Origin of the sequence: Roseobacter weihaiensis (assembly GCF_020622345.1) — a bacterium.
GTDB lineage: Bacteria > Pseudomonadota > Alphaproteobacteria > Rhodobacterales > Rhodobacteraceae > Roseobacter > Roseobacter weihaiensis.
Window position 1 is genome coordinate 81012 of record NZ_JACNMO010000018.1, and the last position, 15127, is coordinate 96138.

Consider the following 15127-nt stretch of genomic DNA (forward strand, 5'->3'; position numbering starts at 1 on the left):
AATGACGCAGGACCTGCCGTCCAACCGCCGCGCCACTCTTGTTCATGCCAGCACTGTCGCGGTTGACGGTCGGGGCCTGCTGATCCTCGGGGCATCAGCGCGTGGAAAATCTGCTCTTGCATTGCAAATGATGGCGTTCGGCGCATCTCTGGTTGCTGACGATCAAACACATCTTTCGCGAAGGGAAGATACTCTGATTGCGCGGGCACCGTCTTCCACCCGCGGGATGATCGAGGCGCGTGGAGTTGGTCTTTTGAATGCGTCAACGGTCGAAGGCTCGGAAATTGTCTTGGCGGTAGACCTGGATCAGCACGAGGTTGACCGTTTGCCGGTGCTGCATGAGATAGAGATGTGCGGCGTCAAATTGCCCTGCCTCTATAGCATTGACGGCGCCCACTTCCCGGCGGCAGTTTTACAGTATCTCAAGGCTGGAAGAAGAGAACCCTCATGATTGAACGTGATGCTGCGGCACGACGCCTCGTTCTGGTTTCCGGTCCGTCTGGTGCGGGAAGGTCCAGCGCGCTGAACGTGCTGGAGGATGCGGGCTTTGAGGTCGTCGATAATCTCCCTCTGCGTCTATTGCCGGCTTTGCTTGAAACCGGCGGCAAGGGTCAGCCTTTGGCTTTGGGCATTGACCCGCGCAACCGGGATTTTTCAACCACGGCTGTGATCGATGCGTTGGGTCAGTTAACCGGGGTACCCGGTCTGGCCCCGGAACTGCTTTATCTTGATTGCTCGACAGAGGTTTTGTTGCGGCGGTTCTCCGAAACGCGCCGTCGTCACCCGCTGGCCCCCGATGATCGCCCCTCCGAAGGCATCATGCGGGAACTCGAGATGCTGGGACCTCTGCGGGCGAGAGCGGACGTTCTGATCGATACAACCGATTTGAATGTGCACCAGCTTCGGGCAGAGGTTGAACACTGGTTTGCCCCGGATGGACATCGGCGGTTGTCAGTTTCGGTGCAGTCGTTTTCTTACAAGCGTGGTTTGCCGCGCAATGTGGATATGGTGTATGACTGTCGATTTCTGACCAATCCTTACTGGACGCCGACACTTCGTCCGCTCAATGGCAAAGACAGCCGCGTTCAAGATTACGTGATGGCGGATCCGCGGTTTGCCGAGTTTTCGGAACGCGTGGCCGATTTGAGCCTCCTATTGCTGCCCGCTTATCGCGAAGAGGGAAAAGCGTACCTTTCAATCGCCTTTGGGTGTACTGGCGGGCAGCATCGTTCCGTTGTTCTGGCCGAGACACACGGATTGCGGCTTGCGGAAGAAGGCTGGCAGGTGTCAATAAGGCACCGCGAACTGGACCTGAGAAAAAAAGAAGAGGCCTGATCCTTGATTGGTATCGTCATCGTCGCGCATGGGGGATTGGCCAAGGAGTATCTGGCCGCCATCGAACATGTGGTGGGGGCGCAGACCGGTATTCAGGCAATTGGTATTCAGGCAGATGACGACAGGGCAGCAAAGGAGCGTGAAATCTGTGCCGCAGCCGACGCCGTAGATCAGGGCGAGGGCGTAGTTGTCGTGACCGATCTTTACGGCGGATCGCCGTCGAACCTCAGTCTGCTGGCTTGCCGTCCCGGAGACCGCCGTATCCTCTATGGCGCGAATTTGCCCTTGTTGATAAAACTTGCCAAGAGTCGTCATAAGCCTGTGCCAGATGCGGTTCGGGCAGCCCTGGCAGCAGGAAAGAAATACATCGACAGCCAGAACATCAGCCCGGAATGACAAGGCCCTCAAGTCAATGACCAAATGCACTCTTGAAATCGTGAATGTCAAAGGCCTCCATGCTCGTGCTTCAGCAAAACTTGTTGAGGTCGTAGAAGGTTTTGACGCCAACGCCGAGGTGTCGAAAGACGGTTTGTCCGCTTCCGGCGATAGTATTATGGGGCTTTTGATGTTGGCAGCTTCTCAGGGAAGCTTTATTGAAGTGGAAACGATTGGACCGGACGCAGAAGCCTTGGCGGAGGCGCTGTCTGCATTGGTTGCGAATAAATTCGGGGAAGATGGCTGAGCACGCAGCTTCCTGCGGTAGATAAGCTGAAGGGTTTCTTCTTGATGGAAAGTTCGCAGAATATCAGTGTCGATCAGCAGGCCGAACCGATCAATTTCTCCAAGTATGATCGCACTGCTATTTCTTACGCATCCACTTTCCAAGACCCGTGGAAGGCGGCCTTTATCCGTGTGATCGAGGCGCTGACGGGTAAGCTCACGATCTTGCGGCTGGTGCGGAAGTTCGAGCGTCGCGGGGCGCCGCAGGGGCAGGCTTTCTGGCGTGCAGCGCTCGACGTGATGGGCATCGAATTACAAACACCGCAGTACCAGCTGGACCGGATACCGAAAGAGGGTCCGGTGATCGTCGTGTCAAACCATCCGCATGGTATGGTTGACGGCATGATCTTTGCGGATCTGATTGGTCGTGCACGCTCTGATTACCGTATTCTGACGCGGTCGTTGTTGACCGTCATTGATGAGGTTGCCGGATCTTATATGATCCCGGTGCCGTTTCCGCATGATCCCGATGCGCAGCGCAAAGGCGTTGAGATGCGCGCGCGTGCCATGGAGCATCTCAAGAAAGGCGGTGTCGTGGCCTTGTTTCCCTCCGGTGGCGTCGCGGCATCAGAGACGTATTTCGGGCCGGCCGTCGAGGGGGAGTGGAACGTCTTTACAGCCAAGCTGATCCGCCGATCCGGGGCCACTGTTCTGCCCATCAAGTTTCAGGGCCAGAATTCGCGCGCGTATCAGATTGCCAACAAGATTTCACCGATGTTGCGTCAGGGGTTGTTGCTACACGAGATCGTTCACGCATTAAACAAACCCCAGGCGCCGATTGTCGGTCATCCCCTGTCTCAGCAGGAAATCGAGAAATGGGCGGATGATCCGCGTGGTTTCATGGCCTGGCTGCGCGAGCACACCCTGTCCTTGGAAAGCTGAGACGCTCCTGCGGCCCTATCGGGTGGGTACGGGTGTTTCGCCCCGATAGTCGTAAAATCCACGGTCTGTCTTGCGCCCAAGCCAACCTGCTTCAACGTATTTGGTCAGAAGCGGGCAGGGGCGGTACTTGGTATCTGCCAGGCCGTCATGCAGGACGTTCATGATTGCAAGGCACGTATCCAGGCCGATAAAGTCGGCAAGCGCCAATGGGCCCATCGGGTGATTTGCTCCAAGTTTCATGGAACTGTCGATGGACTGCACGCTGCCGACGCCCTCGTAAAGGGTGTAAACCGCTTCGTTTATCATCGGCATCAGGATGCGGTTCACGATAAAGCCGGGGAAGTCTTCTGCGGATGCCGCCGTTTTGTTTAATCGCTCAACTACTTTCTTGCAGGCGCGGAATGTCTCTTCGTCTGTGGCGATCCCGCGGATCAATTCCACCAACTCCATCACCGGTACGGGATTCATGAAGTGAAATCCCATGAATTTTTCCGGCCTGTCGGTTCTGCTGGCCAGGCGTGTGATCGAGATCGATGAGGTATTCGAGGTCAGGATCGTTTCGGGTTTCAGGTGTGGCAGCAAATCCTCGAAAATTGCCTGTTTGACCGTTTCACGTTCAGTCGCGGCCTCAATGATCAGGTCGGTCTGGCCCACTTCCTTCAGCGTTGTGGTCGTTGTCATCCGGCTGAGCGCCGTCTGATGCGCATCGGTGGTAATTTTCCCCCTGCTGACCTGACGTTCCATATTTTTGGAAATGGTCGCCATGGCGCGGTCCAGCGCATCGCCGCTGATATCATTGAGGATGACATCATATCCCGCCAGCGACATGACATGTGCAATGCCATTCCCCATCTGGCCTGCACCAACGATTCCGACAGTCTTGATTTCCATGGATAATCCTTTTGTGTCCGCGGCATTCTACGGTGCCGGGACTGGAAGTCGCAAGGGGTTGCGACCCGGCATCACTCTCTAAAATTGGAGCTTTAAGAAAATTTAAGGACCAGCCCGGCATAACCGATGTCGGGTGAGTAAAAAGGGTGGCTTATGGCCTATGACGTCTTGGGGGCGAAAGCCTTAAACTATGCGCCGTGCCGATATGGGAATTCGCGCATTCTGTTCCGGGGGCCGCAGCGCAGGCTTGACGCGCCATACGTTGCATTCATCGGCGGTACGGAAACATATGGCAAATTCATCAAAGCGCCGTTTCCTGACCTTGTGGAAAGCGATCTGGGTGTGAATTGCATCAATTTCGGCGTGTCGAATGCCGGAGTGGATGTCTTCTTGAACGATGGCTTTATCACCGAAGCGGCAAACGGGGCGGAAGCGACGGTTCTTCAGGTGGTTGGGGCGCATAATCTGTCAAACAGGTTTTATTCGGTCCATCCACGGAGGAACGACCGCTTTCTGACCGCGTCACCCCTGTTGAAATCGATCTATCCCGAGGTCGACTTTGCCGAGTTTCATTTTAACCGCCATATGTTATGCGCACTCTACGATGCGTCTACCGAACGGTTTGGGATTATCGCAAAGGAGCTACAGGCCGCCTGGTCCGCACGCATGAAGCTTCTGCTGCGCCGCATTTGTGGCCATGTCATCCTTCTGTGGTTTGCAGATCATCCGCCCAGCGAAGCGGACGTACGCTATGACAATCCGACCGGCAGTTCCGAGCCGTTGTTTGTGACCCGCGCGATGTTGGATGATCTGGCGGTACGGGTGTCGGGCTATGTCGAGGTTACCGCATCGGAGGAGGCTTTGGCAGCCGGCACCCATGGTATGGTTTTCGACGAGCTGGAAACCCCTGCCGCAGGAAAACTGATGGGCCCTCGGGCGCATGGGGAGACGGCTCTGCATCTGGGAAAGACGCTGCATTCCATTGTCAGGGTATAAAAAAGCCGCCTCCGGACGGGGCGGCCTTTTATCTCGAAAACATCTGCGGACGTTAGTCCAGCTTTTCAATCAGCTCAGGCACGGCTGTGAAAAGGTCCGCGACAAGACCGTAGTCGGCGACCTGAAAGATCGGTGCTTCCTCGTCTTTGTTGATGGCCACGATGACCTTGCTGTCCTTCATGCCGGCAAGGTGCTGAATGGCCCCGGAAATGCCAACGGCAACATAAAGCTCCGGCGCCACGACTTTGCCGGTCTGACCCACTTGCCAATCGTTCGGGGCGTAGCCTGAATCGACCGCCGCGCGGGACGCGCCAACGGCTGCGCCGAGCTTGTCCGCCAGTTTTTCGATCAGTGCAAAATCATCCTCGGAGCCCACGCCGCGTCCACCGGACACAACCACACCGGCCGATGTGAGCTCCGGACGATCCGTTTCAGCGACCTTGTCTTCGACCCATTCGCTGAGGCCGGGATTGCCCGCGGCACCGATGTTTTCGATGGGCGCTGAGCCGCCTGTCCCTGCTGCTTCAAAGGTCGAGCCACGGAAGGTCACAACCTTTTTCGCATCAGCCGTCTTGACCGTCTGCATCGCGTTGCCAGCGTAGATCGGGCGCTCGAAGGTGTTCGCATCAATCACGGCAGTGGCATCCGAGATGACCATCACATCCAGAAGCGCCGCAACACGCGGCATGATGTTTTTGGCGTCCGTGGTGGCAGGGGCCGCGATATGCTCGTAGTCGCCGGCAAGCGATACGATCAGATCCGCCACCGGTTCGGCCAGACGTTTGCCATAGACCGCATCCTCGGCACAGAGCACTTTTGCCACACCCTGAATGGTCGCGGCCTCTGTTGCGGCGGCGGAACAGCTCGCGCCGGTGCACAGCAGTGTCACATCCCCGAGTGCTTGCGCGGCTGTCACAGCCTTCGCGGTTGCATCCATGGCCAGAGCGCCATCATTCACCTCTGCAAGAAGTAGAACAGCCATTATACAGCCCCCGATTCTTTGAGTTTCGCGACCAGCTCATCCACGGAGCCGACCTTGATGCCCGCTGCCCGTGCCGCAGGCTCTTCGGTTTTGACCACTTCAAGCCGAGGCGCCACCTCGACGCCGTAGTCAGCCGCCGTCTTCTCATCAAGCGGCTTTTTCTTGGCCTTCATGATGTTGGGCAGCGACGCATAGCGCGGCTCATTGAGCCGCAGATCCACGGTAATGACGGTGGGCATGCTGACCTTGATCGTCTGCAGACCGCCATCGACCTCCCGCGTGACCAAGGCCTTGTCGCCTTCGACCGTAACCTCGGAAGCAAAGGTCGCCTGCGACCAGCCCATCAGGGCCGCCAGCATCTGACCGGTGGCGTTCATGTCATTGTCGATCGCCTGCTTGCCGCAGAGCACCAGACCGGGCTGTTCCTCCTCCACAATGGCCTTGAGGATTTTCGCCACGGCCAGCGGTTCGATGTCGTTGTGCACATCATCGGTGGCCACCACGAGGATTGCGCGATCCGCCCCCATTGCCAACGCCGTGCGCAAGGTTTCCTGGCTTTGCTTGACGCCGATGGAGACGACGACGACTTCCTCCGCCTGACCCGCCTCTTTCAGCCGGATGGCCTGTTCGACAGAAATCTCGTCAAACGGGTTCATCGACATTTTCACGTTGGCTAGATCGACGCCCGAACCGTCCGCTTTGACGCGCACTTTGACGTTGTAGTCGATCACGCGTTTGACAGGTACCAATACCTTCATATGCGTCTCTCTCCTTGGCAATGCGACTCACCTGCAAAAGTGAGCCTTACGTTTTCTGAAGTGTGGTTTACCCAAGCCTGAGCGGTTGAAACAGTGCAAAATCGTCACGTTGCGTCGCGCCTACGCCGCGTTTCAGGGGAATTTGACGCGGCGTCACAAAATATTTCCGATTGACTACACGCCTCTACCGATTTGCACCCGGCACCCAGAGCACGTCATCCTTGCCGCCGTTGTTCGCCGTCCGGGCCGCAACAAAGAACCAGTCGCTCAGCCGGTTGAGGTATTTGACCGCCGCCGTGTTGATCGCCTCCATCGTGGCCAGCTCGACGCACAGTCGTTCCCCGCGTCGTGCGACTGTTCGGCAGACATGCAGTTGCGCAGCCAGGCGCGATCCACCGGGCAGGATAAAGCTGCGCAACGGATCGAGACCGGCGTTCATGTCGTCTATCTCGCTCTCGAGCCGGCTGACCTGGGTATCAGCGATGCGCAGCGGCGGGTATTCGGCTTCGGCATCTTTTTCCATATCGGGCCTGCAGAGGTCCGCACCGATATCGAACAGATCGTTTTGAATCCGGCTCAGGGCGTCGTCCATATCTCCTTCGGCCTCAAGGCGGGCGACACCCACAAAGGAATTCAACTCATCCGAGGTGCCGTAAGCCGTCACGCGCAGCGAGTGCTTTGCCACGCGCACACCATTGCCAAGTGCTGTTTCACCGGCATCCCCGGTCTTGGTGTAGATCTTGTTCAAGACGACCATCGTCGGTTAGCCTCCTTCATTTCGGAAATAGACAAAGAGAATGATGAAAATCACCGCCACAAACTGCGCCGCAATGCGGTAGCGCATCAATTTGTTGGAGTTCTTCTTGTTGAAGGCACCGCCGCCTGCAAAACCGCCCAGACCGAGCGCCAGAACCACCACCACGGCCAAGCAGGCCACGACGGCCAAAATGAAAAATGGGTCTCCCACGTTATGTGTCCTTTTCTAGTTATGCCGCACGATGTAGAGGTCCGCCGGGCAAAAGCGAATGGCTATTTTGAATACCTGCCAAATTCAGCTGCGGGCCAATATCCAATCCATCGCACGGGTCGGCAAAACGCGTTTGAAAAAGCCCATAACATAGGTTGGCGTTGTCACATAATAGCGCGGTTTGGGATTATAGCTCTCCAGCGCGTGGCGCAGCTTCTTGAAAACCGCTTCGGGGGGTAACTCAAAGGGGTCCGGCCCGCTGTCTTTGTAGAGCCTTTTGCGCAGGTTTTTCTCATACTGCGTGCGGCGGGGCGACGCCTGCCAGTCGATCCACTTTTCAAAATGTGGGATCGAGTTTTGCCTGATTTTCGATGTCACCGGCCCAGGCTCGATCAGCACCACGTGGATATTGGTGTCGCGCATTTCCAACCGAAGGGTGTCGGTCAGCCCCTCCAACGCGAATTTCGTCGCATTATACGCTCCGCGCCAGGGCAGGGTGACAAAGCCGAGCACGGAGGAGCATTGGATGATCCGCCCGCGCCCCTGCGCGCGCATCACGGGGATCACGACGCGGGTCAATTCGTGCCAGCCAAAGAAATTTGCCTCGAAGATCGCGCGCAGCGCATCGGTGGGCAGGTCTTCGACCGCGCCGGGTGTGCCGTGGGCACCATTGTTGAACAACGCATCAAGCGTGCCGCCGGTGGCCTCCAGGATCTCTTTGAGCGCGCTGTGGATCGTCTGCGGTTCGGTATAGTCAAGCCGGGGGCTTTCGAACCCTTCGCTGATCAGCCTGTCGCAATCTTCTTGCTGGCGGCAGGCCGCAAAGACGCGCCAACCCGCCGCGCGCAGGTTCTGGGCCGCGCAGTAGCCGATGCCGGACGAGCAGCCGGTGATCAGAATGGATTTTTGTGCCATGTGGTCCCCTTGCGTCTTGCCAACCTGTGCCAATTCGCAAGATGTTGTGCAACTCTAACCGTTCGTCAGCAGGAAGGCCGCAACCCAGCCTGAGGGGCCGCCCGTCAGCGGGCGCAGTTCGACCCAGCCGTTGCCCGCATCGCTGAGGATTTCGACCTGTGTGCTTTGCGTCAACTGATCGACGACATCGTAAGAGGTGCCGGGCCCTGACCTGACATTCACATGGGTGCCGTTGATCGACCGGATGTCCCGCCTTGTTGTTGGGGCGGTCGATGTGGCAACGCGGGATGTGCCGGAAAAGGCGAGGGTTTGCCGGTCCGGTCCGGTAGCCTCAAGTGCGGCGAGGCTGAGCGGCTGATCCTGCTGGGCGGCGACATCCGCCAGCGCCGCAATCGGTAGCTGATCCGGCGGGGCGGCGACCTCCGCAGGCGCGGGCGAGGTATCAGGCTGGCTTTCTGGTGTCGCTCTGTCAGCCATCACCGCATCGAAAGATATCAGGCCGAGACGTGCGCGTGTGACACCGGTGTCGGGATGATCCGAGGCCAAAGAATGGGTGTCGCGTGCTTTGGCTGCGGCCACATTAACGGCTGGGAAGGCCGCTTTTCGAGCAATTTCGCGGTCCTGCCGGGCGTCGATGGCCGCAAGACGTGCGACCTCGGGATCAAAATCGGCCCCACCGCTCAATTCGTAAAATCCAAGACCCATGAATAGAAAAGACAATAAAATGAATCGCTTCATCGCGCGAATCCTCGTTACCAATGCCGGCAGACTAACATATTTTGCGGGGCTTTGTTCCAGTGTCTGATTGGCTTTGTGGCTGTACCGAGGAGATTTTTCACCAAACGGCCCCGTTTGACCGGGTGGTTCGGCCGATGTGAAAGCCCGCGGCTTGCCCGCATTACCCGCTTGTTCGCCGCAAACCGCCTCGTTACACAAGGGCAATGACTGACGAGAATGACATCAGCGACATCGCGCAACCGGATCTGTCAGAGCCTCTCAGACGTGCGCTGGGTGAACGGTATCTGACCTATGCGCTCAGCACGATCATGCACCGCGCGTTGCCGGATGCCCGCGATGGTCTCAAGCCCGTGCACCGCCGCATCCTCTACGCGATGCGGGAATTGCGGCTCAGCTCCACCGGAGGGTTCAGGAAGTCTGCCAAGATCTCCGGCGATGTGATGGGCAATTACCACCCGCATGGCGATGCGGCCATCTACGATGCGATGGCGCGCCTCGCGCAGGATTTCAACGTCCGCTACCCGCTGGTCGACGGGCAGGGAAATTTCGGCAATATCGACGGTGATAACCCCGCTGCCAGCCGGTATACCGAGGCGCGGATGACCGCCGTGGCCGAAGCTCTGCTTGAGGGTCTGACTGAAAACGCGGTCGATTTTCGAGAGAACTACGACGGCACGCTGACCGAACCCGTGGTGCTGCCGGCGCAGTTTCCCAACCTTCTGGCCAACGGGTCGTCCGGTATCGCGGTAGGCATGGCGACAAACATCCCGCCTCATAACATCGCGGAGCTTTGTGATGCCTGCATCCACCTTATCAAGACACCGGAGGCCCGCGACGATACGCTCTTGAAATACGTGCCCGGCCCGGATTTCCCGACCGGTGGCGTGATCGTGGAGCCGCCGGAGAGTATCGCACAGGCCTACCGCACGGGCAAAGGCGGGTTCCGCCTGCGGTGCCGCTGGCAGGTCGAGGATCTGGGGCGCGGTCAGTGGCAGATCGTCGTGACCGAGATCCCCTATCAGGTGCAAAAGTCCAAGCTGATCGAAAAGATCGCGGAGCTGATCCAGACCAAGAAGATTCCGATTCTTGGCGATATCCGCGACGAATCCGCCGAAGATGTGCGCATGATCATCGAGCCAAGGTCGCGCTCCGTGGACCCCGATGTGTTGATGGGCATGCTCTTTCGCCTTTGCGATCTGGAGCTGCGGTTTTCACTCAACATGAATGTGCTGATCGACGGTCTGACCCCCAGGGTCTGTTCGTTGAAAGAGGTGCTGCAGGCGTTTCTCGATCACCGGCAGGAAGTTCTGCTGCGCCGGTCCCGCCACCGGCTGGAAAAGATCGATCACCGTCTTGAGGTGCTCGAAGGGTTCATCATCGCTTTTCTCAACCTCGACCGAGTGATCGACATCATCCGCTATGACGAGGACCCCAAGGCCGCCCTGATGGCCGAGGACTGGGGCAAGGAACATCCGCGGGCCTTGAATGAGGCGGATTACGTGCCGCCGCAGCCGTCTGGGGATCCCTCTCTGACAGAGGTGCAGGCCGAAGCGATCCTGAACATGCGTCTGCGGTCGTTGCGCCGTCTGGAGGAAATGGAGCTTTTGCGCGAGCAATCCGCCCTGATGGAAGAACGCGCCCAGCTTGAGGATCTGCTCGACAGTGCCGAGCTGCAATGGGCCCGCATCATTGAACAGTTGCGTGAGACCAAAAAGCAGTTTGGCAAGGATTGGGAGGGCGGCGCGCGCCGCACGACCTTTGCCGAAGGGGCTGTGATCGAGGAAGTGCCGATCGAGGCGATGATCGACCGCGAACCGATCACCGTTGTCTGTTCGCAGATGGGATGGGTCCGGGCGATGACCGGGCACATCGATCTGACCCGGGAGCTGAAGTTCAAGGATGGCGATGGGCCGCGCTTTATCTTTCATGCAGAGACGACAGACCGTCTGCTGGTCTTTGGCTCCAACGGTCGGTTCTACACCGTCTCTGCAGCCAATCTGCCGGGCGGGCGCGGGATGGGAGAGCCTTTGCGTCTGATGGTGGATCTGCCCAATGAGGCAGAGATCGTCACTATTCTCAAACATGCGCCGGGACGCAAACTGCTTGTGGCCTCCTCTGCCGGGGATGGTTTTGTGGTCAGCGAAGAAGATGTTGTCGCCCAGACCCGCAGCGGCAAACAGGTGCTGAATGTGCGGGGCGAGGTTCGTGCCGCGATCTGCAAGCCGGTGACGGGCGATGCCGTGGCGGTGGTCGGTGAAAACCGCAAGGTGCTGGTCTTTGGTCTGGATGAATTGCCCGAGATGGGGCGCGGCAAAGGCTTGCGACTGCAGAAATACAAGGACGGTGGCTTGTCCGATGCTACGACATTCACACAGGCCGATGGGCTGAGCTGGCTGGACCCGGCGGGCCGCACACGCACCGAAACAGACCTTGCGGAATGGATTGGCAAACGTGCTTCTGCCGGGCGTATGGCCCCGCGCGGTTTCCCGCGCGACAACAAGTTTACCTAAAGCGCGTCCGCCGTCAGCCAGACGCCCCCTTCGGGCCGCAACGTCAGGATCATCACCGGCTTGGGATCACGCCCTTTGACCGCGCTGAACCGAAAGCGCGAGAGCAGGGTTGCCAGGATAATGACCGCCTCCTGAAGGGCAAACGATGCCCCGATACAGATCCGCGGCCCGTCGCCGAAGGGCAGGTAGGCGTAGCGATGGATCGATTTGCGATCTGCAAAGCGGTCCGGGTCGAAATGATCCGGCCTGTCCCAGAGCAAATGATGTCGCCCCAGTGCGTAGATCGGGATCATCACCGTGTCCTCAGCCCGGATGTCCGCACCGCAGAGATCATCCTGCTTCTGCGCGGTGCGCGAGACCACACCCGCCGGCGGGTAAAGCCGGAGTGCCTCGTCGATGATCTGGCGGCAGTAGGGCAGGTTGGGCACATCCTGCGCGGTGGCGGGTCTCCCTTGCAGAACGCCCTGCGCCTCGGTGCGCGCCTTGTCCTGAACCGCCGCGTCGAACGCACACAGATAGAAGGACCACGCAAGGGTCAGGGCCGTTGTCTCGTGTCCCGCGACGATGAAGGTCAGCAGGTTGTCGCGCAGCTCGCCCGTTGTCATCTTGCGACCGGATTTGGGATCCTCACCCGCCAGCAAAAGATCGAGAAGGTCCGGTACGGCACCGGGGCCACGGGCGGCGCGGGCTTCAATCGCGGCATCGGCGTCTTTCCTCATCTGGCTCATTTCGCTCGAGGATGCCATGCGGTTCGGGCGGAGTACCCAGTCCGGTGCCCCGAGGATGTCGAGCAGTGATATCTTCCCCGCGTCGCTGATGTAGGTCTCGATCGCCTCATGCACTGCGGCGCGATCAAAACTGCCGTCGCCCGAAAATGTGACCTCGGCAATCACATCGAAGGTCGCCGCTGTCATCTCATCCAGCATGTTCACCGCCCGCCGGCCCGCCTGCGCGATGCGCTCAGCACTGCGCTCTGCCGCGGCCGTCATCACCGGGCCGAGCGCGCTGACGTTGCGATGTGAAAAGACCGGGGCCGAGGTGCGGCGCTGCCAGCGCCAATGCGCGCCTTCGGCGATAAAGAGCGACTCGCCGATGGCCGGACGCAGCATATTCTTTGTGACGGTCGATTTGGGATAATCCTCCACGCGCTCCAGCAGCATTTTCTGCAGGGCGTCCGGGTCCATCACCATATGCCAGCGCTTGACCGTTCTGCCGGACAGAACCTTTTGACGCGTGGCGGCCTCGGGAATGATGTTGAGCACGTTTTCACGCATGAGCTGCCAGCTTTTCAACACGCCGGTGGGCTCTGTCACCAGCGGAATGCGAACTGGTACACGATCATCGGTCATCATGATTTCCCTTTGCCCTTGCGTGTCGCGTGATACTTGTGAATTAGGGCGTGGCGTTGAGCGGTCCAATGCCGGTTGCATTGCACAGGCCAGTGCATTGGGGTAGTCGTCTACGCGCTGAAGAGAAGTGAGGCCCATCGGATGATAAGACGTATCATTGCTGTTTTGTGTTGTGTTGTATTGTCCGCCTGCACCTATGAAAGCGACCTTGACGAGCCACCGGTTGATCTGGGGAATTTCAGACTTGGGCATAATGTCGTGGTGGCCCCGCTGGCCGCGACCTCCTCGGCGATCAGCCGAGAGGCCACCGAAGAGGAACTGACCACGGCCCTGCGCGATGCCATCGCCGCACGGTTTGATCGGTATGACGGCAGCAAGAGATATCATCTTGGTGTCAGCGTTGAAGGTTATGTGCTGGCCCGCGCCGGGGTCCCGGTGGTTGCCGCGCCAAAGTCCGCGATGATTATCCGCGTCACGGTCTGGGACGATGCACAGGCCAAGAAGCTCAACGTGCCGCCGGAACAGATGACAATTCTCGAGAACATCGATGGGGAAAGCCTGATCGGCACTGGGTGGACTCAGTCGGCCGACAAGCAGCTCGAAGGGCTGGCGCGCAACGCGGCCAAGGCGATTGAGACCTTTCTGCTGGCACAGAACGCCGAGCAGGGGTGGTTCATGGATGACGCTGCGGTGGGAGAGGAAGTTGCACAAACGGCTGACGACACGCTGCTGCGCGAGTTGCAAAGTGACACTGTGGAAACGCCGTAGTGCTGCACGTCATCTGGCGCTTGATTTTCCGGCCAGATCACAATACATCGCCCGCCATATCACAAGGACAGGGTCACAGCGCGTGGCCCTCTGACAACAAAAGGGCGCCGCACTCATGGCAAAGGCAAAGTTTGAACGGAATAAACCGCACGTCAACATTGGCACGATTGGTCACGTTGACCACGGCAAGACGACGCTGACGGCGGCGATCACGAAGTATTTTGGCGATTTTCAGGCCTATGACCAGATCGACGGTGCGCCGGAAGAGAAAGCCCGCGGGATCACGATCTCGACCGCGCACGTGGAATACGAGACCGACGCGCGCCACTATGCGCATGTGGACTGCCCGGGCCATGCGGACTACGTCAAGAACATGATCACCGGGGCGGCGCAGATGGACGGCGCGATCCTGGTGGTGAATGCCGCGGACGGCCCGATGCCGCAGACCCGCGAGCACATCCTGCTGGGCCGCCAGGTGGGCATCCCGACGATGGTTGTCTACATGAACAAGGTCGACCAGGTCGACGACGACGAGCTCCTGGAGCTGGTCGAGATGGAAATCCGCGAGCTCTTGTCGAGCTACGAGTACCCCGGCGACGACATCCCCGTGATCCCCGGCTCGGCGCTGGCGGCGATGAACGGCGAGACCCCCGAGATCGGCGAGGAAAGCATCCGCAAGCTGATGGCGGCCGTGGACGAGTGGATCCCGACGCCGGAGCGCGCGATCGACCAGCCGTTCCTGATGCCGGTGGAGGACGTGTTCTCGATCTCCGGCCGCGGGACGGTTGTGACGGGCCGTGTCGAGCGGGGCGTGATCAACGTGGGCGACGAGATCGAGATCGTCGGCATCCGCGACACCAAGAAAACCACCTGCACCGGCGTCGAGATGTTCCGCAAGCTTCTCGACCGCGGTGAAGCGGGCGACAACATCGGCGCGCTGCTGCGCGGGATCGAGCGTGAGGGCGTGGAGCGCGGCCAGGTGCTGTGCAAGCCCGGCTCCGTGACACCACACACCAAGTTCGAGGCCGAAGCCTACATCCTCACCAAGGAAGAGGGCGGTCGTCACACGCCGTTCTTTGCGAACTACCGGCCGCAGTTCTACTTCCGCACGACGGATGTGACCGGCACGGTGCAGCTCAACGAGGGCACCGAGATGGTGATGCCGGGCGACAACGTGAGCTTTGGCGTTGAGCTGATCGCGCCGATTGCGATGGAGAACGGTCTGCGCTTTGCGATCCGCGAAGGCGGCCGCACGGTCGGCGCCGGCGTTGTCTCCAAGATCACCGAGTAATCCCGATACGCGCACCCAAAAGGCG

General features: G+C 59.1%; 17 protein-coding genes. 9 read left to right on the forward strand and 8 right to left on the reverse strand.

Features of this window, described 5'->3' with window-relative positions:
• Position 1 precedes the first annotated feature (1 nt).
• From H7847_RS18305 to H7847_RS18325, 5 genes are read left to right on the forward strand one after another with little or no spacing between them, the layout of a single operon-like run.
• Positions 2–451: an HPr kinase/phosphorylase gene (locus H7847_RS18305; RefSeq protein ID WP_227270924.1), complete on the forward strand. Its 450-nt coding sequence runs from the start codon at positions 2–4 to the stop codon at positions 449–451.
• Entirely contained in the window at positions 448–1335 is an 888-nt protein-coding gene (gene rapZ / locus H7847_RS18310) for an RNase adapter RapZ (RefSeq protein WP_227270925.1), read from the forward strand. The genes H7847_RS18305 and rapZ overlap by 4 nt, the downstream gene beginning before the upstream one ends.
• A gap of 3 nt (positions 1336–1338) precedes the next feature.
• Positions 1339–1731, forward strand: coding sequence for a PTS sugar transporter subunit IIA (locus H7847_RS18315; RefSeq protein ID WP_227270926.1), 393 nt, complete (start codon positions 1339–1341; stop codon positions 1729–1731).
• Positions 1732–1747: 16 nt separating this feature from the next.
• Positions 1748–2017: an HPr family phosphocarrier protein gene (locus H7847_RS18320; RefSeq protein WP_227270927.1), complete on the forward strand. Its 270-nt coding sequence runs from the start codon at positions 1748–1750 to the stop codon at positions 2015–2017.
• A 44-nt stretch (positions 2018–2061) separates the two neighbouring features.
• Positions 2062–2937, forward strand: coding sequence for a lysophospholipid acyltransferase family protein (locus H7847_RS18325; protein WP_227270928.1), 876 nt, complete (start codon positions 2062–2064; stop codon positions 2935–2937).
• A gap of 15 nt (positions 2938–2952) precedes the next feature.
• Here the strand turns inward: H7847_RS18325 and H7847_RS18330 are convergent, their stop codons facing one another.
• Positions 2953–3828: a 3-hydroxybutyryl-CoA dehydrogenase gene (locus tag H7847_RS18330; protein WP_227270929.1), complete on the reverse strand. Its 876-nt coding sequence runs from the start codon at positions 3826–3828 to the stop codon at positions 2953–2955.
• A 153-nt stretch (positions 3829–3981) separates the two neighbouring features.
• Here H7847_RS18330 and H7847_RS18335 point away from each other — a divergent pair, with 153 nt between their 5' ends.
• A complete protein-coding gene (locus H7847_RS18335) occupies positions 3982–4824 on the forward strand; it encodes a DUF6473 family protein (RefSeq protein WP_227270930.1) in 843 nt (280 codons plus the stop codon).
• A gap of 52 nt (positions 4825–4876) precedes the next feature.
• Here the strand turns inward: H7847_RS18335 and H7847_RS18340 are convergent, their stop codons facing one another.
• The 6 genes from H7847_RS18340 to H7847_RS18365 form a co-directional block, all read right to left on the reverse strand.
• Positions 4877–5806 (reverse strand): electron transfer flavoprotein subunit alpha/FixB family protein, encoded by a 930-nt coding sequence (locus H7847_RS18340; protein WP_227270931.1) that lies wholly within the window; start codon positions 5804–5806, stop codon positions 4877–4879.
• Positions 5806–6564, reverse strand: coding sequence for an electron transfer flavoprotein subunit beta/FixA family protein (locus H7847_RS18345; RefSeq protein ID WP_227270932.1), 759 nt, complete (start codon positions 6562–6564; stop codon positions 5806–5808). The genes H7847_RS18340 and H7847_RS18345 overlap by 1 nt, the downstream gene beginning before the upstream one ends.
• 184 nt (positions 6565–6748) lie before the next feature.
• On the reverse strand, positions 6749–7321 hold the full coding sequence (locus tag H7847_RS18350; protein WP_227270933.1) for a cob(I)yrinic acid a,c-diamide adenosyltransferase: 573 nt from the start codon (positions 7319–7321) through the stop codon (positions 6749–6751).
• A gap of 6 nt (positions 7322–7327) precedes the next feature.
• Entirely contained in the window at positions 7328–7531 is a 204-nt protein-coding gene (locus tag H7847_RS18355; protein ID WP_227270934.1) for a twin transmembrane helix small protein, read from the reverse strand.
• 84 nt (positions 7532–7615) lie between these two features.
• Complete coding sequence (locus tag H7847_RS18360) at positions 7616–8446, reverse strand: SDR family oxidoreductase (RefSeq protein ID WP_227270935.1); 831 nt, start codon at positions 8444–8446, stop codon at positions 7616–7618.
• A 54-nt stretch (positions 8447–8500) separates the two neighbouring features.
• Positions 8501–9184 carry an SH3 domain-containing protein gene (locus tag H7847_RS18365; RefSeq protein WP_227270936.1) on the reverse strand — a complete coding sequence of 228 codons (684 nt, stop codon included), beginning with the start codon at positions 9182–9184 and terminating at the stop codon, positions 8501–8503.
• Between the two features lie 203 nt (positions 9185–9387).
• Here H7847_RS18365 and H7847_RS18370 point away from each other — a divergent pair, with 203 nt between their 5' ends.
• Entirely contained in the window at positions 9388–11694 is a 2307-nt protein-coding gene (locus H7847_RS18370; protein WP_227270937.1) for a DNA topoisomerase IV subunit A, read from the forward strand.
• Here the strand turns inward: H7847_RS18370 and H7847_RS18375 are convergent.
• A complete protein-coding gene (locus tag H7847_RS18375) occupies positions 11691–13043 on the reverse strand; it encodes a cytochrome P450 (RefSeq protein ID WP_227270938.1) in 1353 nt (450 codons plus the stop codon). The two genes, H7847_RS18370 and H7847_RS18375, sit on opposite strands and share 4 nt — an antisense overlap.
• Positions 13044–13184: 141 nt before the next feature.
• On the opposite strand from H7847_RS18375, the gene H7847_RS18380 reads away from it, so the two are divergent.
• A complete protein-coding gene (locus tag H7847_RS18380) occupies positions 13185–13811 on the forward strand; it encodes a hypothetical protein (RefSeq protein ID WP_227270939.1) in 627 nt (208 codons plus the stop codon).
• Positions 13812–13926: 115 nt separating this feature from the next.
• A complete protein-coding gene (gene tuf / locus H7847_RS18385) occupies positions 13927–15102 on the forward strand; it encodes an elongation factor Tu (protein ID WP_227270940.1) in 1176 nt (391 codons plus the stop codon).
• Positions 15103–15127: the final 25 nt, after the last annotated feature.